Source organism: Allobosea sp. TWI1241, from assembly GCF_039673065.1.
In the GTDB taxonomy this organism is placed as follows: domain Bacteria; phylum Pseudomonadota; class Alphaproteobacteria; order Rhizobiales; family Beijerinckiaceae; genus Allobosea.
The window spans coordinates 416,226-442,189 of the sequence record NZ_JBDJKW010000001.1 but is presented as its reverse complement, the minus strand read 5'-3'; the positions used below and the strand labels follow the sequence as shown (position 1 = coordinate 442,189).

Here is a 25,964-nt window from a genome sequence, read left to right as displayed (position 1 = left end):
CAAAACGCGTGCTGTCACCGATCAAAATCGCTGATGTGTCCCGGTTGCCTCATTCCGCGGCTTCACGGGTGGCGAGCTGCTGCGCCATCAGCCAGCGCTCGGCGTCGAGCGCGGCCATGCAGCCCAGCCCGGCGGCGGTCACCGCCTGGCGGTAATGCTCGTCGGTGACGTCGCCGGCGGCGAACACGCCCTCGATATCGGTGCGCGTCGTGCCGGGCTCGACGGTGAGATAGCCCGAGGCGTTCATGGCGAGCTGGCCGGCGAAGAGCTCGGTCGCCGGTTTGTGCCCGATGGCGATGAAGACGCCGTCGGTCTTCAGTTCGCTCTCGGCGCCGGTCTTGAGGTTGCGCAGGCGCAGATGCGTGACGTTCGGCGGCTGGGTGGCGCCGCAGATCTCGGCGATCTCGCTGTCCCAGACCACGGCGATCTTGGGATGCTTGAACAGGCGCTCCTGCATCACGCGCTCGGCGCGCAGCGAATCGCGGCGGTGGACCAGCGTCACCTTGCTGGCGAGATTGGCCAGATAGAGCGCCTCCTCGACCGCGGTGTTGCCGCCGCCGACGACCACGACCTCCTTGTTGCGGAAGAAGAAGCCGTCGCAGGTGGCGCAGGCTGAGACGCCGAAGCCCTGGAAGGCCTGCTCCGAGGGCAGGCCGAGCCACTTGGCCTGGGCGCCGGTCGCGATGATCAGCGAATCGCAGGAATAGGTGTCGCCGGCATCGCCCCAGAGCCGGAAGGGGCGCTGCGAGAGGTCGACGCGGCCGACATGGTCGGAGACCAGCTTCGTGCCCATGTGCTCGGCCTGGGCGCGCATCTGCTCCATCAGCCAGGGGCCCTGGATGACGTCGGCGAAGCCGGGATAGTTCTCGACATCGGTGGTGATGGTGAGCTGGCCGCCCATCTGCAGGCCGGAGATCAGCACGGGCTCAAGCATGGCGCGGGCGGCATAGATCGCGGCGGTGTAGCCGGCCGGGCCGGAGCCGATGATCATCACCTTGGCGTGGATATGGGCCATTCGTCCTGTTCCTCAAACGCGGCGTCTGCGGGATATCGGTGGGCCGGCGCCGTCACGCCAGCCCCATCGCAGCCTTGTGACGCAGCCAGCGTTCCCGCACCGCATCGGCGATCATGCCGGTCGAATCTAGCGGTTCGTAGCGCGCCCCTTCAAGCACGCCCGTGAAGCGATGCACAGCGCCGTGCCCCGCCAGCAGCGCCAGGAAGGCGCTGATGCGGCGATGGCCGCCCTGCGGCTCGTAGACCAGGATCGGGGCGCCGGTGGCGGCGGCCTCGCCGATCATGTTGGTGGAATCGGCGGTGGCGACGATCGCGTCGGCGAGCGCGAGCAGGGGCACGTAAGGGTTGGGCCCGTCGCCGTCCCACCACCAGCCGCCATGGGCGCGCACGATGCCCGCCACTGCCTCGCGCAGGGCCGGAGGCGTACGGCGCGAGCCGGTGCCCATCAGCGAGACGCCCGTGGCGGCGAGGGCTGCGAGGTGGTCGCAGAATTCGGCGATCTCGCGCGGGCCGAAGCGGTGATGGCGGCTGTCGCCACCGACCAGAACGGCGACGCGGGGAGCCGGGAGAGCCGCGAGCGCGGCCGGCGGCGCGGCGCGGGCGGCAGCCAGCGCCGGCGGCGAGAGCCGGTGCGGCGCGGTGACCGAGACCAGCACGTTCTCGCCGCGCAGCCTGTCGTGCTGCGGCACCCAGATCAGGTCGGCCGCCTGGGTACCGGTACGCGGATCCTTGAGGAAGACGGTGAAGACACGGCCGTTGGAGACGGCCTTCAGCGCACGCAGATAGGCGACGGCGCGGCGCCCTGAGGCGATGGCGATGTCGGGGAAGGGCGGGCGCAGCGGGCTCCGCGGGCGGTCGTGCGCCTCGCGCGGATCGATCGGCCCGCGCGGCATCAGCCAGGACCAGGGTCGGCGCGGCGCGACGCGGCGGATCTCGACGCGCTCGCCGAGGCGCTCGGCGACGCCGCGGCACTGGACCTCGTCGCCGGCCTTGCCGTCGGTCAGCACCCAGATCGCCGGATCGTCCGCTCGCTGGTCCACGTCATCCTCTCCGGGGCCGTCCGTCCCCGGCTTCGCGGGCTTCGCGCCGCCGCGGCACGGTCCATGCCTTGTATCGCGCCGGCGCTGCGTCTACACCAGCGCAACCTTTTTCGGGGCGGATTAGTGCGTTCTAAACTCGACGAGATCGACCTTCGCATTCTCACCGAACTGCAGCGCGACGGGCGGATGACGAATGTCGAACTCGCCAGCCGCGTCGGAATCTCGCCGCCGCCCTGCCTGCGCCGGGTGCGCGCGCTCGAAGAAGCGGGGGTGATCCGCGGCTACCGGGCCCAGCTCGACGAGCGCAAGCTCGGCATGGAGGTGGTCTGCTTCGCCTTCGTGCACCTGGCCAGCCAGGCGGAAGCCGATCTCGTCGCTTTCCAGACCCGCATCCGCGAATGGCCGACGGTGCGCGAATGCTGGACGCTGTCGGGCGATATCGACTTCGTGCTGAAATGCGTCGCGACCGACCTGAAGGCCTTCCAGGACTTCGTGGCCGAGCTCACGGCGCTGCCGAACGTCCGCAATGTCCGCACCGCGCTCGCCCTCGACCGGGTCAAGGACGAGCCGATCATGCCGCTCTGACGGACGGCAGTCCCGGCGCTCAGGCGCCGAGATAGCGCTGCGTCCAGCGCGCGGTGTCCTCGATCAGCTTGGCGATGCGGTTGTTGTCGGCCTCGGGGTTGTACCAGGCGCCGCCGCTGCTGTCCGGCTGCTGGACCAGGATGCGGCGCGAGAACAGCACGCGGCCGCCCGAGACCAGCTCGACCATGCTGTCGATCGAATCGTCGCCGCCGCCACCGCCGCCGGTCATGCCGCCGGCGCCGCTGCCGAGCCGCAGGCTGCCGACCGTGACGCGCAAGGTCGGCGCGCCGCTGCGGCGCAGCGGCGCCAGCCGCCCGGCGAGCTCGGCCTCCAGCGCCTGCGCGATGCGGCCGGCATTGCCGCCCCAGCCCTGCGGGCCGAGCGCCGAGGCGTCGACACGGATGGCGCCCACGGCGAAGTCGCCGGTGCGCGCGAAGGCCGGCAGCGCGGCACCGATGGCGGCGCCGGAGAGGGCGAGGAGCAGGCTGCGGCGCGTGATCATGGCTTGGTGTCTCCGGATTCGAAGCGGGGCCGGTGCCGCCGCTCTCCTGATCGTCTCCGAAAGATAGGCACGCGGCGCCCGCTGCGAAAGACGGCTTTGCAGCGGGCCGCGCCGGGGGTAAGGCGGGCGGATGGACAGGTGGCTCACCGAATTCGTCAAGCTCTGGGTCGTGATCGACCCGATCGGTACCTTGCCGGTCTTCCTGGCGGTCACCGCCGGGATGACGGCGTCTGCGGCGCGCGGGGTCGCGCTGCGCGGCGTCCTCGTCGCCTTCCTGGTGCTGGTCTTCTTCATCGTCGGCGGGCAGTTGCTGCTGACGGCGATGGACATCCATCTCGGCTCCTTCGAGATCGCCGGCAATATCGTGCTCTTCCTGTTCGCACTGACGATGATCTTCGGCAAATCGAAGCTGGAGGAGGACCAGAAGCTCTTGCGCGGCAGCGATCTGGAGCGGGCGGTCTATCCGCTCGCCATCCCCAGCATCGCCAGCCCCGGCGCGATGCTCACTGTGATGACGGTGACTGACAACAGCCGCTTCAGCCTCGAGCAGCAGGCGGAGACGGTGACGCAGGTGCTGATCATCCTGGCGATCACCCTTGTCCTGCTGCTCAGCGCCTCGCGGATCATCGCGGTGATCGGCAATGCGGGCGCCAGCGTGATCAGCCGGGTGATGGGCCTGATCCTGGCGAGCGTCGCCGTCGACGGCATCGTCAAGGGCGTGCGCCTGGTCGTGCAGTCCTGGTGAACGGCGGGCAAGCGAAAGGCCCGGCCGCACAGGGCGACCGGGCCTTCAAGGACCGTGCGGAGCGTGAGGCTCAGCGGAAGACGACGTTCAGGACCTCGTAGGACTTGCCGCCACCGGGCGTGTTGACCTGCACCGAGTCGCCGATCTTCTTGCCGATCAGCGCGCGGGCGATCGGCGAGCCGATCGAGACCTTGCCCGATTTCACGTCGGATTCCGGCTCGCCGACGATCTGGTAGAGCTTCTCTTCCTCGGTGTCGTCGTCGATCAGGGTGACGGTGGCGCCGAACTTGATCGTGTCGCCGCCGAGCTTGCTCACATCGATGATGTCGGCGCGGCCGATCAGCGATTCCAGCTCCATGATGCGGCCCTCGTTCAGCGACTGGGCCTCCTTGGCGGCGTGATACTCGGCGTTCTCGGAGAGATCGCCGAGCGCGCGGGCCTCGGAGATCGCCTCGATGATGCGCTGGCGCTCGACCTGCTGGCGGTGCTTCAGCTCGACTTCAAGAGCGGCGAAGCCGCCGGCCGTAATCGGAACCTTTTCCATCGTCTCGTCCCAGTTCCGGAAGCGATCACGCCGGCCGTGCTGTACGCGGCCGGCGTCGTCGTTTCCGATCGTCTATGAGTCTATTTCGCGGCGTCGCGCTTCAGGCGGCGTCGAAATAGGATTGGAGCGACCGCACTTCGAGATCGCCGCTGCAATAGGCCTTGATGCCCTCGGCGGCGGCGATCGCTCCGGCCAAGGTGGTATAATAGGGCACCTTGTGCAAGAGGGCCGCGCGGCGCAGCGAGCGCGAGTCCGCAAGCGCCTGTGGACCGTCCGTCGTGTTGAAGACGAGCTGGATTTCGCCGTTCTTGATCGCGTCGACGACATGCGGCCGGCCCTCGAGGACCTTGTTGATCTTGACCGCGCTGATGTCGTGATCCTGCAGCAGGCGCAGCGTGCCGCCGGTCGCGAGAATCTGGAAGCCGAGATCGGCCAGCATGCGCATCGCCGGCAGGATGCGCGGCTTGTCCTCGTCGCGCACCGAGACGAAGACGGCGCCCTTCACAGGCACCTTCGAGCCGGCGCCGAGCTGGCTCTTGGCGAAGGCCATCGAGAAGCTGCGGTCGAGGCCGATGACTTCGCCGGTCGAGCGCATCTCCGGCCCGAGCAGCACGTCGACGCCGGGGAAGCGCGCGAAGGGGAACACCGCCTCCTTGACGCCGACATGCTTCAGCGGCTCCGGCTTCAGCCCGAACTCGGCCAGCTTCTCGCCGGCCATCAGGCGGGCGGCGATCTTGGCGATCGGCTTGCCGACGACCTTGGCGACGAAGGGCACAGTACGCGAGGCGCGCGGGTTGACCTCGAGCACGTAGATCTCGCCGTCCTTGATCGCGTACTGGACGTTCATCAGCCCGCCGACGTCGAGCGCCAGCGCCATCGCAACCGTCTGCCGCTCCAGCTCGGCGATCATCTCGGGCGAGAGCGAGCGCGGCGGCAGCGAGCAGGCCGAGTCGCCGGAATGGATGCCGGCTTCCTCGATGTGCTCCATGATCCCTGCGATGAAGGCCTGCTTGCCGTCCGACAGGCAGTCGACGTCGATCTCGATCGCGTCCGACAGATAGCGGTCGAACAGCAGCGGGTTCTTGCCGAGCACCGTGTTGATCTGGCCGGTCTTGTCGTTCGGGTATTTGGCCTTGACCTCGGAGGGGATCAGCGAGGGCAGGGTGCCGAGCAGGTAGTTCTCGAACTGCGCCTCGTCGCGGATGATCTCCATGGCGCGGCCGCCCAGCACATAGGAGGGGCGCACCACGAAGGGCAGGCCGAGCTCGGCCGCGATCAGGCGCGACTGCTCCACCGAATAGGCGATGCCGTTCTTCGGCTGCTTGAGCTGGAGCTTGTCGAGCAGGCGCTTGAAGCGGTCGCGGTCCTCGGCGAGGTCGATCGCGTCGGGCGTGGTGCCGAGGATCGGGATGCCGGCCTGCTCCAGCGCATTGGCGAGCTTGAGCGGGGTCTGGCCGCCGAACTGCACGATAACGCCGTGCAGCGTGCCGTTCTGCTTCTCGGTCTCGAGGATCTCGAGCACGTCCTCGGCGGTCAGCGGCTCGAAATAAAGCCGGTCCGAGGTGTCGTAGTCGGTCGACACCGTCTCCGGGTTGCAGTTGACCATGATGGTCTCGTAGCCGGCGTCGCGCAGCGCGTAGCAGGCGTGGCAGCAGCAATAGTCGAACTCGATGCCCTGGCCGATGCGGTTCGGCCCGCCGCCGAGGATGACGACCTTCTTGGCGTCGGAGGGCATGGCCTCGTCGGCCGCCGTCGCGCCGAAGGGCATGGCGTAGGTCGAGTACATGTAGGCGGTCGGCGAGGCGAACTCGGCGGCGCAGGTGTCGATGCGCTTGTAGACCGGGCGTACGGCGAGCGAGCGGCGCAGCTTGCGCACCTCGGCCTCGCCGGTGCCGGCGAGCGCGGCGAGGCGCTTGTCGGAGAAGCCCATCGCCTTGACCTGGCGCAGCGCGCCGGGAGTCTGCGGCAGGCCGTGGGCCCGCACGCGCGCCTCGGTGTCGACGATGCCGCGCATCTGCTCGAGGAACCAGGGATCGATCTTGCAGCTCTCGTGGATCTGCTCGTCGGAGAAGCCGAGGCGCATCGCTTGGGCGACGTGCAGGATGCGGTCCGGGGTCGGGGTCGAGATCGCTGCCTTGATGGCGTTGCGGTCGTCCCCCTTCCCGAGGCCGTCGATCTCGATCTCGTCGAGCCCGTCCAGGCCGGTCTCCAGCGAACGCAGCGCCTTCTGCAGCGATTCCTGGAAGGTGCGGCCGATCGCCATCGCCTCGCCGACCGACTTCATCGCGGTGGTGAGCGTCGGCTCGGAGCCGGGGAACTTCTCGAAGGCGAAGCGCGGGATCTTGGTGACGACGTAGTCGATCGTCGGCTCGAAGGAGGCCGGGGTCGCGCCGCCGGTGATGTCGTTCTCGATCTCGTCGAGCGTGTAGCCGACTGCCAGGCGCGCCGCGACCTTGGCGATCGGGAAGCCGGTCGCCTTCGAGGCCAGCGCCGAGGAGCGCGAGACGCGCGGGTTCATCTCGATGACGATCATCCGCCCCGTGGCGGGGTCGACCGCGAACTGAACGTTGGAGCCGCCGGTCTCGACGCCGATCTCGCGCAGCACCGCCAGCGAGGCGTCGCGCATGATCTGGTATTCCTTGTCGGTCAGCGTCAGCGCCGGGGCGACGGTGATCGAATCGCCGGTGTGGACGCCCATCGGGTCGAAGTTCTCGATCGAGCAGACGATGATGCAGTTGTCCGCCTTATCGCGGACGACCTCCATCTCGTATTCCTTCCAGCCCAGCACGCTCTCCTCGATGAGGATCTCGCTGGTCGGCGAGGCGTCGAAGCCGCGCTCGCAGATCTCGATGAACTCGCTCTTGTTGTAGGCGATGCCGCCGCCCGTGCCGCCCATGGTGAAGGAGGGGCGGATGATGGTCGGCAGGCCGATATCCTCAAGCGCCTCGAGCGCGGCGCCCAGTGTCTTGACGTGGTGCGAGCGCGGGGTCGAGAGGCCGATCTTGGTCATCGCCTCGCGGAAGCGCTCGCGATCCTCGGCCTTGTCGATGGCGTCGGCGGTGGCGCCGATCATCTCGACGTCGAAGCGCTCCAGAACGCCCATCTTCTGCAGCGACAGCGCGCAGTTCAGCGCGGTCTGGCCGCCCATGGTCGGCAGCAGGGCGAAGCCGCCCGGCAGCACATGGCGCTCCTTCTCGATGATCTTGGCGACCACCTCGGGCGTGATGGGCTCGACATAGGTCGCGTCCGCCAGCTCGGGATCGGTCATGATCGTCGCCGGGTTCGAGTTGACCAGCACGATGCGGTAGCCCTCGGCCTTCAGCGTCTTGCAGGCCTGGGTGCCGGAATAGTCGAACTCGCAGGCCTGGCCGATGATGATGGGGCCCGCGCCGATGATCAGGATCGTCTTGATGTCTGTGCGCTTGGGCATGGGTCCGGCTCTGGTCTCGTGGCGCGCGCGGACCCGCCTCCGTTCTCGCGAGCGGGTGGGTGCGGCGCCGGAATGAATGCTAGGCGCTCGCTATAGACGGCGCGGGCGGCCGGGGGAAGCGGAAAGCGCGCGCGACCGCCCTGCATTGCACAGCGCAGCAGGCCGGCGACGGTGGACGGCGGCGGATCACGGCCTTGCGGAGTCATGGGCTGCTCTGTATGAAATGTTACAACATAACATTAATCCTGCAAGGGATCGCCATGGACAAACGCCTCCCCGTTACAGTGCTTTCCGGCTTCCTCGGCGCCGGCAAGACCACGCTGCTCAACCACGTCCTCAACAACCGCGAGGGCCGCAAGGTCGCGGTCATCGTCAACGACATGAGCGAGGTGAACATCGACGCCGACCTGGTGCGCGAGGGCGGCAGCAACCTGTCGCGTACCGACGAGAAGCTGGTCGAGATGAGCAATGGCTGCATCTGCTGCACCTTGCGCGACGACCTGCTGGCGGAGGTCTCCCGCCTCGCCCGCGAGGGCCGCTTCGACTACCTGCTGATCGAGGGCACCGGCATCGCCGAGCCGCTGCCGGTCGCCGCGACCTTCGAATTCCGCGACGAGGAGGGTTTCTCGCTGTCGGACCTGGCGCGGCTCGACACGATGGTGACGGTGGTCGACGCGATCAACCTGACCAGGGATTACGGCTCCCGCGACTTCCTGCGCGAGCGCGGCGAGACGGCCGGGGAGGGCGACGAGCGCACGCTGGTCGATCTCCTGGTCGAGCAGATCGAGTTCGCCGACGTGGTGGTGCTGAACAAGGCCGCGGATGCCGGCCCGGAGCGGCTGGAGCAGGCGCGGCTGATCGTGCGGGCGCTCAACCCGGATGCGCGGGTCGTCGAGACCGATTTCGGCCGGGTTTCGCTCGATTCCGTGCTGGATACCGGGCTGTTCGACCATGACAAGGCCCAGACGCACCCGCTCTGGCACAAGGAGCTCTACGGCTTCAAGGACCATGTCCCGGAAACCGAGGAATACGGCATCTCCTCCTTCGTCTACCGGGCGCGGCGGCCGTTCCATCCGCAGATGTTCAGCGACTTGCTGGCCCGGACCTGGCCGGGGCTGATCCGTGCCAAGGGCCATTTCTGGCTGGCGACGCGGCCGGACTGGGTCGGCGAGATGTCGCTGGCCGGCAGCATCTGCCGCACCGAGGCGATGGGCTTCTGGTGGGCGGCAGTGCCGCGCACGCGCTGGCCGGACCATCCGGAGTGGAAGGCGATCCTGAACCGGCACTGGCACAAGGTCTGGGGCGATCGCCGGCAGGAGCTGGTCTTCATCGGCTCCGGCATGGACGAGGCGGCGATTCGCTCGGCGCTCGACGCCTGCCTGCTCGGCGAGACGCCGACGCTGGCCTTCCGCCCCGAGCGATATAGCGACCTGCCCGATCCCTTCCCCGCCTGGCAGCGCGCGCAGGCCGCCTGAGCCGCGCCGCCGCCCCTCATCCACGTCTACCGGAGACCCTCTGATGCGATATCCCGTTCTCGGGACGGCCTTGCTGCTGTCCGCCGCCATCGGCGCCTATTCCGCCGCCGCTCATGATCACGCCGTCTCGCGCGGCCGGCTCGTCTTCGCCGACCACCAGAAGCCGGTGGTGCGCGTGCTCGATCTCGACAGCGGCGAGGTCACGCATAGCTTCGACGTGCCGAAGGCCAATCCCGGCTTCGCCGCGATCGAGGGCGGCCGCTTCGTGGCGATCAAGACGGGTGACGATGCGGGAACCGTGCGCGTCCTCGACGCCGGCCTGACTTACGAATCGCATGGCGACCACATGGATGTTGAGAAGGGGCCGGTACGCCTGACAGACCTCGCCCTGATCGGCGAGCGTCCGGGCCATGTCGTCTCCGGCCATGGTCGCCTGGCGGTGTTCTATGACGGGATCCGGCCCTGGGAGGGCAAGAGCACGGCCAAGGCGATCCTGGTAGCGATCGACGACCTCGCCAAGGCCAAGCCTTCTCTCACCGAATGGCCGAGCCCCGGCCCGCAGCACGGCATCGTGGTGCCGCTGGCCGGGAAGAGCTGGCTGATGTCCGTGCCGAACCCGGACTATGTGAAGGGCGAGGATCGTAAGGCCTCGTCGCGGCCGAACGGGTTCGAGGTGCTGGAGCAGGGCCGCAAGGGCTTCTCGCGGACCGCCTCCTTCAACGACCAGGCCAAGCCCGACGCTTCCTGCAAGCTCTATCACGGCCATGCGGCCGCCGGGCCGCGCCATGTCTTCGGCTGTGCCGAGGGCGAGGGCGGCGGCTTGCTGGTGCTGTCGCAGGCCGGGGGCAAGGGCAAGGCCGCGTTCACGGCGCGCAAGCTCGCCTATCCCGACGGCCGTCGCATCAGTGCGATCAAGGCCCGCAAGGACGCGCGCTACATGGTGGCCAATTACGGCAGCTCCGCCCCTTACGACGCGCTGCTGCGGGTCGATCCCGCGGCCAGGAGCCTGACGGCCGAGGACGTGCAGGCGGTGCCGGGCGGCCAGTCGGCCTGCCAGTTCGAACTGTCCGGCGACGGCAAGCGCCTCGCAAACCTGACGCCGGACGGGGTGCTGCGCGTCTACGAGATCGCGCCCGCCTGGAAGGAGGTCGCGCGCTTCGAGGCCGTGCCTGCCTTCGACTGCCAGTTCGGCGCGCGCACGCCGACGCCCTCGCTCGCCGTCGTCGGCTCCAGCGCCTTCGTCAGCGACCCGACCAATGCCCGCATCCGCGAATACCAGCTCGGCACGCTGAAGCAGGGGCTCGACATGCCGGTCGAGGGCATGCCGGCCAATCTCGCCGGCAGCGACGGCGGCTGAGGGCGCTGTAGGCTCCCGTTCAGCATCCGGCGTATAGAGGCTGCCGGATGCTGAACTCTCTGCCCCGTCCCGGTCGCCAGCTCATCGCCTACGCCTTTTCCGGCGGGGTGACGGCGGTCGCGCATTACGCCCTGCTGATCGGGCTGGTCGAGCTGGCGGGGAGCGATCCGGTGCCGGCCTCGCTCGCCGGCTTCGCGCTCGGCGCCGTCGTCTCCTATCTTCTCAATCGCCGGCTGACCTTCGAGGCGACGCGCAGCCACGCCCAGGCCAGCTGGCGCTTCGGGCTGATCGCCTTCGGCGGCTTCCTGCTCACCGGCCTGCTGATGCACCTCTTCGTCACCCGCGCCGGGCTGCCCTATCTGCCGATGCAGCTCGTCACCACGCTGATTGTGATGGTGTTCACCTTCTTCGGCCACAAGGTCTTCTCCTTCGCCGATCGCGAAGGCGGCTGATCGGGCGCGTCCGGCTCAGGACTGCGCGCTCACCGAGGCGGCCGGACGGCGGGCCCAGAAGGCCATGCGGTGCGGGTTGTGGCCGAAATTCGGGCGCCGCGTCACCGCCGCGAAGCCGGCCGCCTCGAGCAGGGCGGTGACGGCGACGGCGCTGTAGGTCGACAGCCCGTATTGCGCGCGTAGCTTGCGGTAATCCGAGAAGGCGGTGCGGACCAGCCCGCCGATCGCGGCGACGAGGAAGCCGCCGCGCCAGGCGAAGCCGAGCAGTTCGCCCGCATCGGTCAGGGCCGAGAGATCGGGCGGGATCACGTCGGCGAGGATCAGCTCGCCGCCGGGCTTCAGCTTGTCGCGCCAGAGCGCCAGGCACTGGTTGAACTCGTCGGTTGAGAGATACTGGATCAGCGAGTTGGCGACGACGACGTCGAGCGAGGCGTCGGGCAGGGCCGCGACCTCCTCCGGCGAGACCACCGAGAGGTTGGAAAGCGTCGCGAAGCGGGCGCGCAGCCGGTCGCGCACGGTCGGCGCGGCCTCGCACAGGATCAGCCGGCCGCAGGCCGCGGCGACGAGATCGGCACTGAGCGCCTCGCCGCAGCCATGGTCGAGCACGGCGGCGTCCCGACCAGGCACCGCGGCGGCGATGTCCTGCGCGATGCGGCGGTAATGCAGGTGCTTGTGCCGGTCGGAGACGTAGATCGCGTGCTCGCCGTTCCAGAAGTCGCGCCAGGACATCGGGGTTCCGTTCGCTGCCGGCACCGAAGGGCGCCCGGGACGGGCAAGCCCTAGCCTGTTTTCGGCCGGCGCGGAACCGGGGGCGGGCGGCGGCGATCGGCGTAAACGCCGAAACGCTCCGAGGTCCCCGGCCGAGCCCGCAGGGCAGGGCTGCATGGCCGACGCATTCGCGCGGATTGCATTAGTTTAGAATTATTCTAATATACTCCGATCATCATCGGGAGCGCCGCCATGGCCGCCTTGACCTCGCTGTTCCGGCCCGCACGGCGCCGCTTCGACAGCCTCGACCAGCAGGAAATCCTCTCCCTCGCCATTTTGTCCGAGGAGGAGGATTCGCGGATCTACGCCGCCTATGCCGCCAATCTGCGGGCCGAGTACCCGGCGTCCTCGCAGATGTTCGTGCAGATGGCGGAGGAGGAGGACGGGCATCGCCGCAGCCTGCTCGACCTCTATGTGCGCCGTTTCGGCGAGACGCTGGTGCCGATCCGGCGCGAGCATGTCGCGGGCTTCTACAGCCGCAAGCCGCTCTGGCTGACCAAGTCGCTGCCATTGGCGCGCATCCGCGAGGAGGCGACCGAGATGGAGCGGCAGGCGGCGCGCTTCTACCAGGAGGCGGCGGGGCGCTGCACCGATGCCGAAATCCGCCGGCTGCTCGGCGATCTAGCCCAGGCCGAGAGCCGGCACGAGCGCCGGGCGCAGGCGCTCGCCGAGACGCTGAGCCATGGCGCCGCCGGGCAGGACGAGACCGAGCATGCCAAGCGCAGCTTCCTGCTGACCTGGGTCCAGCCCGGGCTCGCCGGGCTGATGGACGGCTCGGTCTCGACGCTGGCGCCGATCTTCGCCACCGCCTTCGCCACGCAGAACCCGTGGACGACCTTCCTGATCGGCCTGTCGGCCTCGGTCGGCGCCGGCATCTCGATGGGCTTCACCGAGGCCGCCCATGACGACGGCAAGCTCTCCGGGCGCGGCTCGCCCTGGAAGCGCGGGCTGGCGTCGGGCGTGATGACCACGCTCGGCGGGCTCGGCCACGCGCTGCCCTATCTGATCCCGCATTTCTGGACCGCCACGGCGATCGCGCTCTGCGTCGTCTTCGTCGAGCTCTGGGCCATCGTCTGGATTCAGCACCGCTTCATGGAGACGCCGGTCGGCCGCGCGATGATCCAGGTCATCCTCGGCGGCGTGCTGGTGCTGATGGCCGGTATCCTGATCGGCGGGGCCTGACGCGGCTCACCCGGCCGCCGGCACGCGACAGGAGCCTTCCTCCGCGGCCGGCGCGGGCGTTTCGCCGTCGAGATGGTCGCGGATCTCCTGCGCCAGCGCGAAGAAGCGGTCGCGGACCTGGCGTGCATGCGGGTTGGCGCGCTCGATCGCCAGGAAGACCCCGGCGCTGTCGTCGCGCACCATGTCGGTCGCCCGCATCAGCAGCGAGAAGCTGGCGGTCGTCATCCGCGTCGGCAGCGGCTCCATGCGGGTGAGGATGCGCGCGATCAGATGCGTCAGCCCCTGGACGACGGCCGCCTCGCGGTCATGGGCGTCCGGCGTGGTGAGGATGACCCGGAGGCCGAGCACCTTGCGCAGGAAGGCCGCGATGCGCCGGTGCCGCGTGCCGCGCACCGGGCATAGCGCGATGGAGAGGCCGGCGATGCCTTCGCAGGCACTGTTCGGCCCGAACAGCGGATGGGTGGCGACGATCTCGACGCAGGCGGGCAGGGCGGCCTGCATCGCCGCGACCGGCCCGGTCTTCACCGAGCCGACGTCGAGCACCACCGTACCGGGCTTCAGCTGCGGCGCGAGCAGCGCGATCGCCTCCGGCAGCGCCGCGACCGGCACGGCGAGGACGACGAAGGCGCAGGCGGCGACCTCTGCGGGCGTGGCGGGATGCAGGCCATGGCCCGAGGGATCGGCCGCGATCGTCGTCGCCGGATCGAAGGCCAGCACCGGCAGATGCGGCTGGAGATGGCGGGCGACGAGGCGGCCGAAGGCGCCGAAGCCCATCAGGCCGAGAGCAGGTTTTTGGGAAAGGGACATCGCGTTCTTCCTCGAAGGGGCCGCGATGCCGGATGACTGCCTGTGTTCAACCGCCAGCGCGGCGGTTGAGACATGAGAATGCCACCGCCTCTATGAGGACGGGGCGTAATAGCTGCGGGCGAACAGGCAGGAGGTGGTCATGGCGCGCTTAGAGCGCGCGCCAGGGCCGATGTCAACGCGGCCGCCGGGGCGGGCCGCGGGGCCCGCCTCGGCAAACGCGGTTCTCAGGCCGCGCTCTTGGCGGCCTTGTCCGTCTCGATCAGCGCGATGAAACGGTTGAACAGGTAGTGGCTGTCCTGCGGGCCGGGCGAGGCCTCGGGATGGTGCTGCACGCTGAAGGCCGGGCGGTCGGTCAGCGCAATGCCGCAGTTCGAGCCGTCGAACAGCGAGACATGGGTCTCGGTGGCGTTCTCGGGCAGGCTCTGCGGATCGACGGCGAAGCCGTGGTTCATCGAGACGATCTCGACCTTGCCGGTGGTCTTGTCCTGCACCGGATGGTTCGCGCCGTGATGGCCCTGCTTCATCTTCATGGTGCGGCCGCCGATGGCGAGCGCCAGCATCTGATGGCCCAGGCAGATCCCGAAGGTCGGAATCTTGCGGTCGAGCAGCTCGCGGATAACCGGCACGGCGTATTCGCCGGTCGCGGCCGGGTCGCCCGGGCCGTTGGACAGGAAGATGCCGTCGGGGGCGAGGTCGATGATGTCCTTGACGCTGGCGGTGGCGGGCACGACCTGGATGTCGCAGCCGGCCTTGGCGAGCAGGCGCAGGATGTTGCGCTTCACGCCGTAGTCGATCGCGACGACGCGATGCGCCGCGGTCTCGCGCTTGCCGTAGCCCTGCGGCCACTGCCACGGGGTCTCGCTCCAGTCGTAGCGCTGGGTGGCGGCGACGAGCGGCACGAGATCGAGGCCGGCCATGTCGGGCAGGGCGGCTGCTTCGCGCTTCAGGCGCTCGACGTCGAACATGCCCTTGGGATCATGGGCGATCACCGCGTTGGGCATGCCCTTCTCGCGGATCAGTGTGGTCAGGGCGCGGGTGTCGATCCCGCCGATGCCGACGATGTTGCGGGCCTTGAGCCAGGCGTCGAAATGGCGCGCGGCGCGCCAGTTCGAGGGCTCGGTCACCGCCGCGTGGACGACGACGCCGCGCACGCCCGAGGAGGCGGCGGCGTTGACCGTCTCGGTGTCTTCCTCGTTGACGCCGACATTGCCGACATGGGGGAAGGTGAATGTGACGATCTGGCCGGCATAGGAGGGATCGGTGAGGATCTCCTGATAGCCGGTCATCGCGGTGTTGAAGCAGACCTCGCCGGGCGCCTCGGCGATGGCGCCGATGCCGAAGCCCTCGAGCACCGTGCCGTCGGCGAGGACGAGCAGGGCGGTCGCGCGCGGTTCGCTCCAGCCTTGGGGGGCGGGGTTTCCTTCGTGAGCGGTCATGTCTATGTCTCGTCCAGCTGCCGGCCAGGCGCGGCAATCGTGATGGCGTCACGCCGTCTGGCGCCGCCGGTCTGGAGCGCGAGCCTTAATGAGCCGCCCGCGCCCCGTCAATGAACGAAGACAGTTTGGTACTGAAGAAGGTCCCTTGCCCATGACCAGTCTGCGCGAGCAGTTCACCGCCGACCTCAAGACCGCGATGAAGGCGGGCGAAAAGGGCAAGGTCGCCGCGATCCGCCTGATCCAGGCGGCGCTGAAGGACAAGGACATCGAGGCGCGCGGCGCCGGCAAGGGCGAGGCGACGGCCGACGAGATTCTCGCCCTGCTGCAGAAGATGATCAAGCAGCGCCAGGAATCGATCGCGATCTACGAGGCCAATGGCCGCGAGGAGCTCGCCGCCGGCGAGCGCGACGAGGTCGCCGTGATCTCCGCCTACCTGCCGCAGCAGATGGAGGATGCCGAGATCAAGGCGGCGATCGAGGAGGTCATCGCCGAGACCGGCGCCGCCTCCGTCAAGGACATGGGCAAGGTGATCGGCGCGCTGCGCGGCGCCTATGCCGGCCGCATGGACTTCGCCAAGGTCTCGCCGCTGGTGAAGCAACTGCTCGGCGGCTGAGCCGCCTCGATCGCGGCGCCGGCCCCAGGGCCGGCGGCCAAGGCCCGGTCGCGGCCCGTCGAGATCGGCGGGCCGTTGCAGCTTTCCGCCGGCGGCTCGATAATCGGCCCGCCCAGTTCCTGCCGCAGGTCGACGCGCGGCCGTGCGAACGTCTGACCGAGAGCCATGAAGTTCCCGCCCTCCATCCTCGAGGAGATCAAGGCGCGGCTGCCGGTCTCGGCGGTCGTGGGCAAGCGCGTGCGGCTGCAGAAGGCGGGGCGCGAATGGAAGGGGCTCTCGCCCTTCAACGCCGAGAAGACGCCCTCCTTCTTCGTCAACGACCAGAAGGCCTCCTTCTTCGATTTCTCCTCGGGCAAGAACGGCGACATCTTCAAGTTCGTGATGGAGACCGAGGGGCTTTCCTTCCCCGAGGCCGTGGAGAAGCTCGCCGCCGAGGCCGGCGTCATCCTGCCGAAGGTCTCGCCCGAGGCGCATGCGCAGGAGGAGCGCCGCAAGGGCCTGCACGAGGTGGTCGAGCTCGCCGCCCGCTTCTTCGAGGCGGAGCTGCAGGCGGAGCGCGGCGGGCCGGCACGGCGCTATCTCGCCGGGCGCGGGCTGGAGGGCAAGGCGCGCGAGCTGTTCCGGATCGGCTACGCCCCGCCGGATCGCTATGCCCTGCGCGACCATCTCGCCGGGAAGGGCGTCGGCGCTGACGCGATGATGGAGACCGGGCTTCTGGTCCACGGCGAGGAGATCGCCGTGCCCTATGACCGCTTCCGCGACCGCATCATGTTTCCGATCCACGATGTGCGCGGCCGCGTCGTCGCCTTCGGCGGGCGGGCGATGAGCGCCGAGGTCTCGGCCAAGTATCTCAACTCCCCGGAAACGCCGCTCTTCCACAAGGGCGCGCTGCTGTTCAACCACCACAACGCCCGCAAGGCCGCGCATGACCGCGGCCAGGTGATCGTGGTCGAGGGCTATGTCGACGTCATCGCCATGACGATGGCCGGCTTCCCGCAGGTGGTGGCGCCGCTCGGCACCGCGCTGACCGAGGACCAGATCGGCCTGCTCTGGCGCATGGCCGAGGAGCCGGTGATCTGCCTCGATGGCGACAAGGCCGGGCGCAAGGCGGCCGGCCGCGCCATTGACCTCGCCTTGCCACTGCTCGAACCCGGCCGGTCGCTCGCCTTCGCGCTGCTGCCCGAGGGGCAGGACCCGGACGATCTCGCCCGCGCCGGCGGGCAGGCCGCGGTCGCCGAGGTCCTGGCCGCGGCGCGGCCGCTGGTCGACATGCTCTGGGCCCGCGAGTTCGAGGCCGCACAGCTCGACACGCCGGAACGGCGCGCGGCCTTCGAGCGCCGGCTGAAGGAACCGCTGTCACAGATCCGCGACGAAGCGACGCGGCGCCATTACCGTCGCGAGATCGACGAGCGGCTGGAGCGGCTCTTCGCCGGCCCGGCGCAGGGCGAACGGGCCGAGGCGCGCGGGCGCCGCGGCGGCGGCTATCGCGAGGGCGGCAAGCCGGGGCGCGGCGGCGGGGCGCCCGGCGGCTTCGGCGCGCGCCCGGTCGGGCCGCTGCGCGCCAGCCCGCAGCTCTCGCGCTCGCCGCTCTTCCTGCAGAAGCGCGGCGAAAACCCGCGCGAAGCCTTCATCCTCCTGGCGCTGGCGAGCCATCCCAGCCTGCTGATGCGCTGCGTCGACGAGATCGCCGAGCTCGCGCTCGACGGGCCGGCGGCGGAACGCTTCCGCCAGGCGCTGCTGGATGCGGCGATCGACGGGGCCTTCGACGCCGAGGCGTTCGGCCTGCGTCTGGAGCAGACCAGGGTTGCGGAGGCGCGCGCCGCGCTGATGGCCGTGACGGGCGCCGCGGAACGGGCCATGCTGGGCCAAGCCGCTGATCCTGAATCCGTTTTCGAGTCAATTCGACAGGCTCTCGTCTTGCATCATCGGGCGCGCACGCTACATAGCGAGTTGAAGGCAGCCGAGCGCGCGTTGGCCGAAGACGCGACGGAAGCCAATTTCGCCTGGATGAAGGACGTCAAGGCCCGCCTCGAGACGATCGAGGGGACCGAGGCCAGCGCCGAGGACTGACAGGCGGCGCGAGACCGGCCCGACCGGCGGCGCAGGGAAATCGCGATAGTGAACGGTTCGTCAACACGAGCGTCGCTATCTGGTTTGGACGAATCGGTTGGGTGCGCGATCGGCGACGGTCGCCGCGCCCTTTTATGCGTCGGGATACCGCCCAGCGGTGTCCCGGGGCTCGAGATGGCGGAGCATTGATTGATGGCCACCAAAGTGAGCGAGCGGGACAAGTCCGAACCGGCTTCGCCGGAAGCCCCCCCGAGCGCGGACGGTCCTCTCCTCGATCTCACGGATCAGGCCGTACGGCGGATGATCAAGCTCGCGAAGAAGCGAGGCTATGTCACCTATGACGAGTTGAACGAGGTCCTGCCCTCCGAGGAATTCACCTCGGAGCAGATCGAGGACGTGCTCGGCCAGCTCAGCGAGCAGGGCATCAACGTCGTCGACAACGAGGACCCGGAGGCCGCCGGCGAGGAGCGGGCGGCGCGCGGCAAGGAAGGCGAGGAAGACGAGGTCGAGGGCGGCGATCTGGTCGAGGCCTCGCGCTCGGCGCTGCCGGTCGAGGTCAAGCGCAATCTCGAGCCGACCGAGCGCACCGACGACCCCGTGCGCATGTACCTGCGCGAGATGGGCTCGGTCGAGCTGCTGTCGCGCGAGGGCGAGATCGCGATCGCCAAGCGCATCGAGGCCGGCCGCGAGGCGATGATCGCGGGGCTCTGCGAGAGCCCGCTGACCTTCCAGGCGATCATCATCTGGCGCGAGGAGCTGATGGAGGGCAAGGTCCTCCTGCGCGACATCATCGACCTCGAGGCGACCTATGCCGGGCCGGACGGGAAGAATCCCGACCAGGTCGCGGGCGAAGGCGAGGGCGAAGAGGCCTCCGAGGAGGGCGAGAGCCCGGCCGAGGGCGCCGCGTCCGACATCGACGACGACGACATGGAGAACAACGTGTCGCTCTCGGCCATGGAGGCCGAGCTCAAGCCGCGCGTGCTCGAGACGTTCGACTCGATCCACTCGAACTACACCAAGCTGCGCCGCCTGCAGGACCAGGACATCGCCAACCGGCTGGAGAACGCCAAGCTCACGCCGTCGCAGGACCGCAAGTACAAGAAGCTGAAGGACGACATCATCACCGCGGTGAAGTCGCTCTCGCTCAACAACAACCGCATCGAGGCGCTGGTCGAGCAGCTCTACGACATCAACAAGCGCCTGATCTCGCACGAGACCCGCCTGCTGCGCCTGGCGGAGAGCTATGGCGTGGCGCGCGAGGATTTCCTCAAGCAGCACATCGGCGGCGAGCTCGACCCGAAATGGCTGCTGCGCGTCTCCAAATTGGGCTCGCGCGGCTGGAAGGAGTTCGTCGCGCAGGAGAAGGACCGGATCAAGGAGCTGCGCGAGGACATCCATACGATGGCCTCCGAGACCGGGCTCGAGATCCAGGAGTTCCGCAAGATCGTGCTGATGGTCCAGAAGGGCGAGCGCGAGGCCAGGCAGGCGAAGAAGGAGATGATCGAGGCGAACCTGCGTCTCGTGATCTCGATCGCCAAGAAGTACACGAACCGCGGCCTGCAGTTCCTGGACCTGATCCAGGAGGGGAATATCGGCCTGATGAAGGCGGTCGACAAGTTCGAGTACCGCCGCGGCTACAAGTTCTCGACCTATGCCACCTGGTGGATCCGACAGGCGATCACCCGCTCGATCGCCGACCAGGCCCGCACGATCCGCATCCCGGTGCACATGATCGAGACGATCAACAAGATCGTCCGCACCTCGCGCCAGATGCTGCACGAGATCGGCCGCGAGCCGACCCCGGAGGAGCTGGCCGAGAAGCTGGCCATGCCGCTGGAGAAGGTCCGCAAGGTCCTGAAGATCGCCAAGGAGCCGATTTCCCTCGAGACGCCGATCGGCGACGAGGAAGACAGCCATCTCGGGGACTTCATCGAGGACAAGAACGCGATCCTGCCGATCGACGCGGCGATCCAGTCCAATCTGAGGGAGACGACCACCCGGGTGCTCGCCTCGCTCACCCCGCGCGAGGAGCGCGTGCTGCGCATGCGCTTCGGCATCGGCATGAACACCGACCACACGCTCGAGGAGGTCGGCCAGCAGTTCTCGGTGACGCGCGAGCGTATCCGCCAGATCGAGGCGAAGGCGCTGCGCAAGCTCAAGCATCCGTCGCGGAGCCGGAAGCTGCGGAGCTTCCTCGACAATTGATCGCCGGTCACACGGTGGTTCGAGACAAGGGCGGCGCGAGCCGCCCTTTTTCGTTTGCGGACCAAGCGTTCGACGGGTTGGATGCCGACGTCTCGGCGCCGGATGTCACGCCGAGACCCTGTTAACCGCGCCCGCAGCCTTGCCCGGCGCAGCCTTGTTTCCGCTCGAATTGCCGGCAGACTCAGCGCATCGAACCGGAGAACCCGCATGACTGGTCTCATCGACACCGCAGCCGTCCCCACGCAGCTCGCAGAGGAGGCGAAGCGGCAGTCCGGCTCCTCCTTCGACACGCTTGCCGCCGGCGGCGACACGCTCGGCCTCGGCGCGGTCGAGGCGGTCAGCGCCGCGGCTCACGGCGTCGAGGCGGCCGCCGCCACGATCGGCGAGAGCGTGCTGGCCGTGCTCGGCGGGCTTCTGGAAGGTCTGGGCTCCTGAGCGGGGCTTCCGGTAAAGCGCCGGCACAGACGATCCTGTGCCTCGAGACGCGTGGGCCCGGTCTCTACGAATTCACCGATCGCGCCGCCGCCTTCGCAAGGCAGGCGGGCCTCAAGGCCGGCCTGCTCACCCTCTTCGTTCGCCATACCTCCTGTTCGCTGCTGATCCAGGAGAATGCCGATCCGGATGTGCAGCGCGACCTGGCGGCTTTCTTCCGCCGCCTCGTGCCGCATGCCGATGATCCGCGGATGGACTATCTCGTCCATCGCGCCGAGGGGCCGGACGACATGCCGGCCCATATCAAGGCGGCGCTGCTGCCGGTCTCGCTCTCGGTGCCGGTCATGGATGGGCGCCTGGCGCTGGGCACCTGGCAGGGGCTCTATCTGTTCGAGCACCGGGACAGGCCGCACCGCCGCGAGATCGTGCTGCATCTCGCGGCGTGAGCTGTTGCGGGCTCAGTGCGGCGCGAGCACGCGGGCGAGGATGCGCCGGACGACGGGCAATACCAGCATCAGCGTCGGAAAGGCGACGAGCCAGGAAATGCCCCAGGCGGCGGGCCAACTCCTCAGCGCCTCGACGGTCGGCCCGAGCGCCTTGAGCGTCGAGATGCCCGAGACGATAAACGTCATGATGATGGAGATCAGCAGCGGCATGAGGACGGTGCCGTAGCGGGCCGGAAGACGGCGGGAAACTCTGGTCATGGAAAGACATGCCTTCGCGAACGGCCGGGCCTGAGGCGGGCATTGCGTCGTCCGCAGTCGGCGTGGCCGGGGTGAACGCGTTGCCTGACGTGAGACGCTTACGGGCCGGCGGCGCGTGGCCGTCTTGCCGGACGCGACGGCGATAGAATATCCGTGCGCCTCCGGCAAGAGGCGCTTGCGGAGTCCGGTTCGCGCGCGGTGGCCGCCGAAAGCCGGATTCCCCTTTGCGGTGCGATGCTTTAGACGCAGATGGCGGCGCCAGGGCCGGGAGCAGGGCGCCCGGGCTGACCATCAGAAGGCGCCTTGTGCCGTTTCGATCGCCTGACGGGAGGAAACCCATGTCGTTCTGGAAAACGCTGTTCGGCGGCAAGAAGGCCGAGCCCGTGCCGGCTGGTCCGGTCAAGAGCGTCGCGTACAAGGGCTTCACCATCCATGCGACGCCGTTCCTCGAGGGCGGGCAGCATCAGCTCTCCGGCCTGATCGAGAAGGAGATAGACGGGGTGACGAAGAGCCATGCCTTCATCCGGGCCGATCGCTTTCCCGCGCAGGAGGAGGCGGCGGATTTCGCGCTGCTCAAGGGGCGCCAGTTGATCGACGAGCAGGGCGACAAGCTTCTTGCCGGTTGAGCGGACTCTTCTTTGTTCTCAAGCTGGATGCAGAATTACGTTTCGTCATGCTGCAGTAATTCTACGCAATAACGCCAAGATAAAAGGTCGGTAAATTTTTTCGGATCGCCTTATTAGTTGGTTTGGTTCGCGTGCGGGTTGCCGTAGGGGCGTCTCTCACTTTGCTGGGTGCCTATTGATCGCCGTTGGCACGCTTAAATCTTTTTTCGTATTTGGTGTTTCCAGATGCGCATCCAGCACCCTTTCCGACACTGACACAGGTTCTGCATGCCCCCCAGCGCCAAGGCCGGCGGCTCGCCCGAAGGTCCGACCGAAACCAGTGGACGTCGCGTGGGAAGAGGCCGAACCGGAGCGACGGAGACACTCGCCCAGGCGGTAGGGCCTGAGGCGGCCTGCCACGAGGCCATTCTCGCCAGCCTGCAGACGGCCGTCTTCGTGGTCGATAGCGAGGGGCGCCTGACTTATTTCAACGCCGTGGCCGAGCGCCTTGGCGGGACGAAGCTCACGCTCGGCGAGAAGCGCTGGTGGATCGGCCGGCGGGTGATGCGGCTGGACGGTTCGCCGATCGCCGCGGACGACCTCCCTACAGTGATCGTCCTGCGCGAGCGCCGGGCCGTGCGTGGCCCCGAACTGCTGATGGAGGAGCATGGTGGCAGCGTCGTGCCGGTCATGCCGTTCCTTACACCACTCTTTGGGGCGGACGGCGCGGTCACCGGGGTCGTCAATCTCGTCTTCGACATGCGCGACAGCAGCGAGGCCCGTGTCACGCTCGAGGCCGAGACGCGCTCCCTGCTCTTCGACCTCGAGGCGGCGCTCTCCGCCGGCGAGCTTCGCCTGCACTACCAGCCGCTGTTCGACGCCTCGGGGGCGTTGCTCGGCTTCGAGGCGCTGGCACGCTGGCGGCATGACGAACGCGGCGATGTCGCGCCTTCCGACTTCATCGCCGCGGCCGAAGCGGGCGGGCTGATCCTGCCGCTCGCGGAACATCTGCTGCGGCTGGCCTGCGCCGAGGCGGCGCGCTGGACCAAGCCGCTGCGCGTAGCGGTCAACATCTCGCCGCTGCAATTCCGCCATGGCGACCTGCCGGGGCTGATCGAGACCGTGCTGGCCGAGACCGGGCTGGCGCCGGAGCGGCTGGAGCTCGAGATCACCGAAGGCGTGATGATCACCGATTTCGACCGCGCCATGACCGTGCTGCACCGGATCAAGGCGCTGGGTGTGCGGATCGCGCTCGACGATTTCGGCACGGGCTATTCCTCGCTGTCCTATCTCCACGTCTTCCCGCTCAGCACGCTGAAGATCGACCGCAGCTTCGTCGCCAATCTCGGCGTGGTCTCGGAGGCGGCAGCCATCGCGCGCGCCGTGATCTCGCTCGGCCATGCGCTCGGCATCGAGGTCGTCGCCGAAGGCGTCGAGAGGCGCGAGCAGTTCGACTTCCTCGCCGAGGAAGGCTGCAACGTCATGCAGGGCTTCTTCCTCGGCCGGCCGCAGCCGGCGGAGGGCTATGCCGATCTGATGGGCCGGCGGCCGGACTGAGCGACAGCCGCCTGAACCCCTCGCGGGCGGCATGGCCGCCTGCAAGCGGAGCGCTTGTGCCGCTCCGGCCGCCCTCCTATTCCTCGCTGAGAAGAGAACGGCCTGCTGCGATCGGGCCCGGCGAGGAAACATGGTTCCCGAGGATAAGCGCTACGCGCCCGATTCATCCTATGCCTGGCTGCGCCTCGCCATGGCGCTCGTTGTCGGCACCGTGGCCTGCGCCGGCACCTGGTCGGTGGTCGTGGTGCTGCCGGCGGTGCAGGCCGAGTTCGGGACGCTGCGCGCCGGAGCCTCGCTGCCCTATACCTGCGTGATGCTCGGCTTCGGCGCCGGCAACATCGTGATGGGCCGCGTCGCCGACCGCTATGGCATGATGGTGCCGGTGCTGATCGCCGGCGTCGGGGCGGGGCTCGGCTTCGTCCTGGCCGGGATGTCGTCCAATCTCTGGCAGTTCGCGCTGGCGCATGGCCTGCTGATCGGCTTCTGCGCGGGGGCGGGTTTCGGCCCGATCATCGCCGACCTCTCGCACTGGTTCCGCCGCCATCGCGGTCTCGCCGTGGTGCTCGGCGCCTCGGGCAGCTATCTCGCCGGCATGCTCTGGCCGCAGGTCGTGACCTGGGGCCTGGCGCATTACGACTGGCGCGTCACCCATATCGGCATCGGCATCGTCACGGCGGCGGTGCTGATCCCGCTTTCGCTGTTCTTCCGGCGCCAGCCCGCGGCCGGCCATCTCGCGGTCGACGAGGCGGCGGCCTCCTCGGCGCGCGGCGATCTCGGGCTGACGCCGCGCCAGATCCAGCTCCTGCTGGCGGTGGCGGGCTTCTGCTGCTGCATCGCCATGTCGATGCCCCAGGTCCACATCGTCGCCTATTGCGGCGATCTCGGCTACGGCGTCGCCCGCGGCGCGGAGATGCTGTCGCTGATGCTCGGGCTCGGCATCATCAGCCGCGTGCTGTCCGGCGTGATCTCCGACCGCATCGGCGGCGCGCCGACGCTGGCGCTGGGCGCGCTGATGCAGGGCGTGGCGCTGTTCCTCTACCTCTTCTTCGACGGGCTGACCTCGCTCTACATCGTCAGCGGCATCTTCGGCCTGTTCCAGGGCGGGATCGTGCCGATGTACGCGGTCATCATCCGCGAATACCTGCCGGCGCGCGAGGCGGGGGTGCGTATCGGCATCGTGATGTCCTCGACCCTGCTCGGCATGGCGGCCGGCGGCTATGTCTCGGGGCTGATCTACGACCTCTCGAACTCCTACCGGCTCGCCTTCCTCAACGGGCTGGCCTGGAACCTGCTGAACCTCGCCATCGTCTGCTGGCTGATGATGAAGGCGCGCCCGCGTGCGGCCGTCGCCGCCTGAGCCGCGTCCGGATGGCGGCGGCTTGACGGCCGCCGCGCCCGCGCCAGAGTGGGCGAGGGGCGCCCGTCGGCGCGTCTCGACCGGAGCCGCTCGGATGGCCACCACGCATCGCATGCTCCCAGACTTCGCGCGCGGGGACCGCGCGTGATCCGGCTCACCCGCTTCGAGACCCGGCGCCAGCCGGTGGTGCCGGTGCGGCGCTTCGCGGCGCGCATGGGCCGGGCCGTGCTGGTCTGGCTCTGCCTGACCGCGGTCGGCCTCGGCATCGGCATGGCCGGCTATGTCGGCACCGAAGGCATGAGCCTGGTCGACGCCTATCTCAACGCCGCGATGATCCTCTCGGGCATGGGCCCGGTCGGCGAGCTGAAGACGGAGGCGGGCAAGCTCTTCGCCGGAAGCTATGCGATTTTCTCAGGCCTGTTCGTGGTGATCGCCACCGGTTTCGTGCTGGCGCCGCTGCTGCATCGTGTGCTCCACTCCATCCATGTCGAGGAGGGCAGGGACCGCGATGACTGAGACGGCCGATGAACCGCGCGGGACGCTGACCGTCCGCACCATCGCCATGCCGGCGGACACCAACGCCAATGGCGACATCTTCGGCGGCTGGGTGATGTCGCGCATGGACCAGGCCGGCGGCATCGCCGGCGTCGACCGCGCGCTCGGCCGGGTCGTGACGGTGGCGGTCGAGGCGATGACCTTCATCCAGCCGGTCAAGGTTGGCGACGTGCTCAGCGTCTATACGCAGGTGGTCTCGGTCGGCCGCACCTCGATGAAGATCCAGGTCGAGGCCTGGGCCAAGCGTTTCCGCACCTCCGTGCACGAGAAGGTCACCGACGCGACCTTCACCTTCGTGGCGATCGACGACGAGGGGCGCCCGCGCCCGGTCGATCCCGCTGGCGCCGCACCGGTTAAGCAAAGCTGAACGGCCCGGACTCGCGGTTGATTCAGAAGAATCCGTTCGCTTAAGCGTTCTTTAAACCCGGCGCCCGCAGTGTCGGCTCCGGAAAGGCCTCCGGGCCGATCCGCGGGGCTGGGAGAATCCGTATGACCGATCGCCGTTATCGGCGCTCTGGCCGCAGCGCGG

General features: G+C 68.7%; 25 protein-coding genes. 16 read left to right on the top strand and 9 right to left on the bottom strand.

The annotated features are described in order from the left end of the window. Positions 1-49: 49 nt before the first annotated feature. Both trxB and ABE438_RS02105 read right to left on the bottom strand, forming a co-directional pair. On the bottom strand, positions 50-1,015 hold the full coding sequence (gene trxB, locus ABE438_RS02110; RefSeq protein ID WP_346500719.1) for a thioredoxin-disulfide reductase: 966 nt from the start codon (positions 1,013-1,015) through the stop codon (positions 50-52). Positions 1,016-1,067: 52 nt separating this feature from the next. Next, the gene (locus ABE438_RS02105; protein WP_346500717.1) at positions 1,068-2,054 is read right to left on the bottom strand and encodes a mitochondrial fission ELM1 family protein; all 987 of its coding nucleotides are present in this window, start codon (positions 2,052-2,054) and stop codon (positions 1,068-1,070) included. Between the two features lie 123 nt (positions 2,055-2,177). Here ABE438_RS02105 and ABE438_RS02100 point away from each other — a divergent pair, with 123 nt between their 5' ends. Next, positions 2,178-2,639, top strand: coding sequence for an Lrp/AsnC family transcriptional regulator (locus ABE438_RS02100; RefSeq protein WP_346500716.1), 462 nt, complete (start codon positions 2,178-2,180; stop codon positions 2,637-2,639). A gap of 19 nt (positions 2,640-2,658) precedes the next feature. On the opposite strand, the gene ABE438_RS02095 is transcribed toward ABE438_RS02100, so the two are convergent. Further along, on the bottom strand, positions 2,659-3,141 hold the full coding sequence (locus tag ABE438_RS02095; protein ID WP_346500714.1) for a hypothetical protein: 483 nt from the start codon (positions 3,139-3,141) through the stop codon (positions 2,659-2,661). Positions 3,142-3,271: 130 nt separating this feature from the next. Between ABE438_RS02095 and ABE438_RS02090 the strand changes: the two genes are divergently transcribed. Continuing rightward, the gene (locus tag ABE438_RS02090) at positions 3,272-3,886 is read left to right on the top strand and encodes a MarC family protein (RefSeq protein ID WP_346500712.1); all 615 of its coding nucleotides are present in this window, start codon (positions 3,272-3,274) and stop codon (positions 3,884-3,886) included. 70 nt (positions 3,887-3,956) lie between these two features. Here the strand turns inward: ABE438_RS02090 and greA are convergent, their stop codons facing one another. Together greA and carB are read right to left on the bottom strand one after the other, a co-directional pair. Beyond that, positions 3,957-4,430 carry a transcription elongation factor GreA gene (gene greA, locus ABE438_RS02085; protein ID WP_346500710.1) on the bottom strand — a complete coding sequence of 158 codons (474 nt, stop codon included), beginning with the start codon at positions 4,428-4,430 and terminating at the stop codon, positions 3,957-3,959. 100 nt (positions 4,431-4,530) lie between these two features. Next, on the bottom strand, positions 4,531-7,860 hold the full coding sequence (gene carB, locus ABE438_RS02080; protein ID WP_346500708.1) for a carbamoyl-phosphate synthase large subunit: 3,330 nt from the start codon (positions 7,858-7,860) through the stop codon (positions 4,531-4,533). A 260-nt stretch (positions 7,861-8,120) separates the two neighbouring features. Here carB and zigA point away from each other — a divergent pair, with 260 nt between their 5' ends. From zigA to ABE438_RS02065, 3 genes are read left to right on the top strand one after another with little or no spacing between them, the layout of a single operon-like run. Next, positions 8,121-9,335: a zinc metallochaperone GTPase ZigA gene (gene zigA / locus ABE438_RS02075; RefSeq protein ID WP_346500707.1), complete on the top strand. Its 1,215-nt coding sequence runs from the start codon at positions 8,121-8,123 to the stop codon at positions 9,333-9,335. A gap of 43 nt (positions 9,336-9,378) precedes the next feature. Then, positions 9,379-10,692 carry a hypothetical protein gene (locus tag ABE438_RS02070; RefSeq protein WP_346500705.1) on the top strand — a complete coding sequence of 438 codons (1,314 nt, stop codon included), beginning with the start codon at positions 9,379-9,381 and terminating at the stop codon, positions 10,690-10,692. A gap of 47 nt (positions 10,693-10,739) precedes the next feature. Continuing rightward, positions 10,740-11,144, top strand: a complete 405-nt coding sequence (locus tag ABE438_RS02065) for a GtrA family protein (protein WP_346500703.1) — start codon at positions 10,740-10,742, stop codon at positions 11,142-11,144. A 15-nt stretch (positions 11,145-11,159) separates the two neighbouring features. Here the strand turns inward: ABE438_RS02065 and ABE438_RS02060 are convergent, their stop codons facing one another. Further along, positions 11,160-11,873, bottom strand: coding sequence for a class I SAM-dependent methyltransferase (locus ABE438_RS02060; RefSeq protein ID WP_346500702.1), 714 nt, complete (start codon positions 11,871-11,873; stop codon positions 11,160-11,162). Positions 11,874-12,104: 231 nt separating this feature from the next. Between ABE438_RS02060 and mbfA the strand changes: the two genes are divergently transcribed. Next, positions 12,105-13,094: an iron exporter MbfA gene (gene mbfA / locus ABE438_RS02055; protein WP_346500700.1), complete on the top strand. Its 990-nt coding sequence runs from the start codon at positions 12,105-12,107 to the stop codon at positions 13,092-13,094. Between the two features lie 6 nt (positions 13,095-13,100). Here mbfA and ABE438_RS02050 read toward each other — a convergent pair whose 3' ends face one another. Both ABE438_RS02050 and carA read right to left on the bottom strand, forming a co-directional pair. Further along, positions 13,101-13,901, bottom strand: coding sequence for a prephenate dehydrogenase (locus ABE438_RS02050; RefSeq protein ID WP_346500698.1), 801 nt, complete (start codon positions 13,899-13,901; stop codon positions 13,101-13,103). A gap of 224 nt (positions 13,902-14,125) precedes the next feature. Beyond that, positions 14,126-15,337: a glutamine-hydrolyzing carbamoyl-phosphate synthase small subunit gene (gene carA / locus ABE438_RS02045; RefSeq protein WP_346500696.1), complete on the bottom strand. Its 1,212-nt coding sequence runs from the start codon at positions 15,335-15,337 to the stop codon at positions 14,126-14,128. A gap of 151 nt (positions 15,338-15,488) precedes the next feature. Between carA and ABE438_RS02040 the strand changes: the two genes are divergently transcribed. The 5 genes from ABE438_RS02040 to ABE438_RS02020 all read left to right on the top strand — a co-directional run bounded on the left by ABE438_RS02040 (position 15,489) and on the right by ABE438_RS02020 (position 21,103). After that, a complete protein-coding gene (locus ABE438_RS02040) occupies positions 15,489-15,950 on the top strand; it encodes a GatB/YqeY domain-containing protein (protein ID WP_346500694.1) in 462 nt (153 codons plus the stop codon). 165 nt (positions 15,951-16,115) lie between these two features. After that, positions 16,116-18,020, top strand: a complete 1,905-nt coding sequence (gene dnaG / locus ABE438_RS02035) for a DNA primase (RefSeq protein ID WP_346500692.1) — start codon at positions 16,116-16,118, stop codon at positions 18,018-18,020. Positions 18,021-18,212: 192 nt separating this feature from the next. Further along, positions 18,213-20,225, top strand: coding sequence for an RNA polymerase sigma factor RpoD (gene rpoD, locus ABE438_RS02030; protein ID WP_346500690.1), 2,013 nt, complete (start codon positions 18,213-18,215; stop codon positions 20,223-20,225). A gap of 207 nt (positions 20,226-20,432) precedes the next feature. Further along, on the top strand, positions 20,433-20,660 hold the full coding sequence (locus tag ABE438_RS02025) for a hypothetical protein (protein WP_346500689.1): 228 nt from the start codon (positions 20,433-20,435) through the stop codon (positions 20,658-20,660). Next, complete coding sequence (locus ABE438_RS02020) at positions 20,657-21,103, top strand: secondary thiamine-phosphate synthase enzyme YjbQ (RefSeq protein ID WP_346501031.1); 447 nt, start codon at positions 20,657-20,659, stop codon at positions 21,101-21,103. The genes ABE438_RS02025 and ABE438_RS02020 overlap by 4 nt, the downstream gene beginning before the upstream one ends. A gap of 12 nt (positions 21,104-21,115) precedes the next feature. On the opposite strand, the gene ABE438_RS02015 is transcribed toward ABE438_RS02020, so the two are convergent. Further along, positions 21,116-21,361, bottom strand: a complete 246-nt coding sequence (locus ABE438_RS02015; protein WP_346500687.1) for a DUF2798 domain-containing protein — start codon at positions 21,359-21,361, stop codon at positions 21,116-21,118. A 338-nt stretch (positions 21,362-21,699) separates the two neighbouring features. Here ABE438_RS02015 and ABE438_RS02010 point away from each other — a divergent pair, with 338 nt between their 5' ends. From ABE438_RS02010 to ABE438_RS01990, 5 genes are all read left to right on the top strand, one after another. Continuing rightward, entirely contained in the window at positions 21,700-21,987 is a 288-nt protein-coding gene (locus ABE438_RS02010) for an HlyU family transcriptional regulator (RefSeq protein ID WP_346500685.1), read from the top strand. Between the two features lie 330 nt (positions 21,988-22,317). Next, positions 22,318-23,523, top strand: coding sequence for a putative bifunctional diguanylate cyclase/phosphodiesterase (locus ABE438_RS02005; protein WP_346500683.1), 1,206 nt, complete (start codon positions 22,318-22,320; stop codon positions 23,521-23,523). 130 nt (positions 23,524-23,653) lie between these two features. After that, positions 23,654-24,880: an MFS transporter gene (locus ABE438_RS02000; protein ID WP_346500681.1), complete on the top strand. Its 1,227-nt coding sequence runs from the start codon at positions 23,654-23,656 to the stop codon at positions 24,878-24,880. A gap of 144 nt (positions 24,881-25,024) precedes the next feature. Continuing rightward, on the top strand, positions 25,025-25,396 hold the full coding sequence (locus ABE438_RS01995) for a hypothetical protein (RefSeq protein ID WP_346500680.1): 372 nt from the start codon (positions 25,025-25,027) through the stop codon (positions 25,394-25,396). Then, entirely contained in the window at positions 25,389-25,802 is a 414-nt protein-coding gene (locus ABE438_RS01990) for an acyl-CoA thioesterase (protein WP_346500678.1), read from the top strand. The genes ABE438_RS01995 and ABE438_RS01990 overlap by 8 nt, the downstream gene beginning before the upstream one ends. Positions 25,803-25,964 lie beyond the last annotated feature (162 nt).

What these genes read in the sequence shown, in the direction of transcription:
- ABE438_RS02040 (WP_346500694.1), top strand. Translation starts at nt 15,489, where the DNA reads ATGACCAGTCTGCGCGAGCAGTTCACCGCCGACCTCAAGACCGCGATG.
- ABE438_RS02065 (WP_346500703.1), top strand. Translation starts at nt 10,740, where the DNA reads ATGCTGAACTCTCTGCCCCGTCCCGGTCGCCAGCTCATCGCCTACGCC.
- greA (WP_346500710.1), bottom strand. Translation starts at nt 4,430, where the DNA reads ATGGAAAAGGTTCCGATTACGGCCGGCGGCTTCGCCGCTCTTGAAGTC.
- carA (WP_346500696.1), bottom strand. Translation starts at nt 15,337, where the DNA reads ATGACCGCTCACGAAGGAAACCCCGCCCCCCAAGGCTGGAGCGAACCG.
- mbfA (WP_346500700.1), top strand. Translation starts at nt 12,105, where the DNA reads ATGGCCGCCTTGACCTCGCTGTTCCGGCCCGCACGGCGCCGCTTCGAC.
- carB (WP_346500708.1), bottom strand. Translation starts at nt 7,860, where the DNA reads ATGCCCAAGCGCACAGACATCAAGACGATCCTGATCATCGGCGCGGGC.
- ABE438_RS02070 (WP_346500705.1), top strand. Translation starts at nt 9,379, where the DNA reads ATGCGATATCCCGTTCTCGGGACGGCCTTGCTGCTGTCCGCCGCCATC.
- ABE438_RS02015 (WP_346500687.1), bottom strand. Translation starts at nt 21,361, where the DNA reads ATGACCAGAGTTTCCCGCCGTCTTCCGGCCCGCTACGGCACCGTCCTC.
- ABE438_RS02095 (WP_346500714.1), bottom strand. Translation starts at nt 3,141, where the DNA reads ATGATCACGCGCCGCAGCCTGCTCCTCGCCCTCTCCGGCGCCGCCATC.
- dnaG (WP_346500692.1), top strand. Translation starts at nt 16,116, where the DNA reads ATGAAGTTCCCGCCCTCCATCCTCGAGGAGATCAAGGCGCGGCTGCCG.
- ABE438_RS02060 (WP_346500702.1), bottom strand. Translation starts at nt 11,873, where the DNA reads ATGTCCTGGCGCGACTTCTGGAACGGCGAGCACGCGATCTACGTCTCC.
- ABE438_RS02000 (WP_346500681.1), top strand. Translation starts at nt 23,654, where the DNA reads ATGGTTCCCGAGGATAAGCGCTACGCGCCCGATTCATCCTATGCCTGG.
- ABE438_RS02025 (WP_346500689.1), top strand. Translation starts at nt 20,433, where the DNA reads ATGACTGGTCTCATCGACACCGCAGCCGTCCCCACGCAGCTCGCAGAG.
- rpoD (WP_346500690.1), top strand. Translation starts at nt 18,213, where the DNA reads ATGGCCACCAAAGTGAGCGAGCGGGACAAGTCCGAACCGGCTTCGCCG.
- trxB (WP_346500719.1), bottom strand. Translation starts at nt 1,015, where the DNA reads ATGGCCCATATCCACGCCAAGGTGATGATCATCGGCTCCGGCCCGGCC.
- ABE438_RS01990 (WP_346500678.1), top strand. Translation starts at nt 25,389, where the DNA reads ATGACTGAGACGGCCGATGAACCGCGCGGGACGCTGACCGTCCGCACC.
- ABE438_RS02010 (WP_346500685.1), top strand. Translation starts at nt 21,700, where the DNA reads ATGTCGTTCTGGAAAACGCTGTTCGGCGGCAAGAAGGCCGAGCCCGTG.
- ABE438_RS02050 (WP_346500698.1), bottom strand. Translation starts at nt 13,901, where the DNA reads ATGTCCCTTTCCCAAAAACCTGCTCTCGGCCTGATGGGCTTCGGCGCC.
- zigA (WP_346500707.1), top strand. Translation starts at nt 8,121, where the DNA reads ATGGACAAACGCCTCCCCGTTACAGTGCTTTCCGGCTTCCTCGGCGCC.
- ABE438_RS02090 (WP_346500712.1), top strand. Translation starts at nt 3,272, where the DNA reads ATGGACAGGTGGCTCACCGAATTCGTCAAGCTCTGGGTCGTGATCGAC.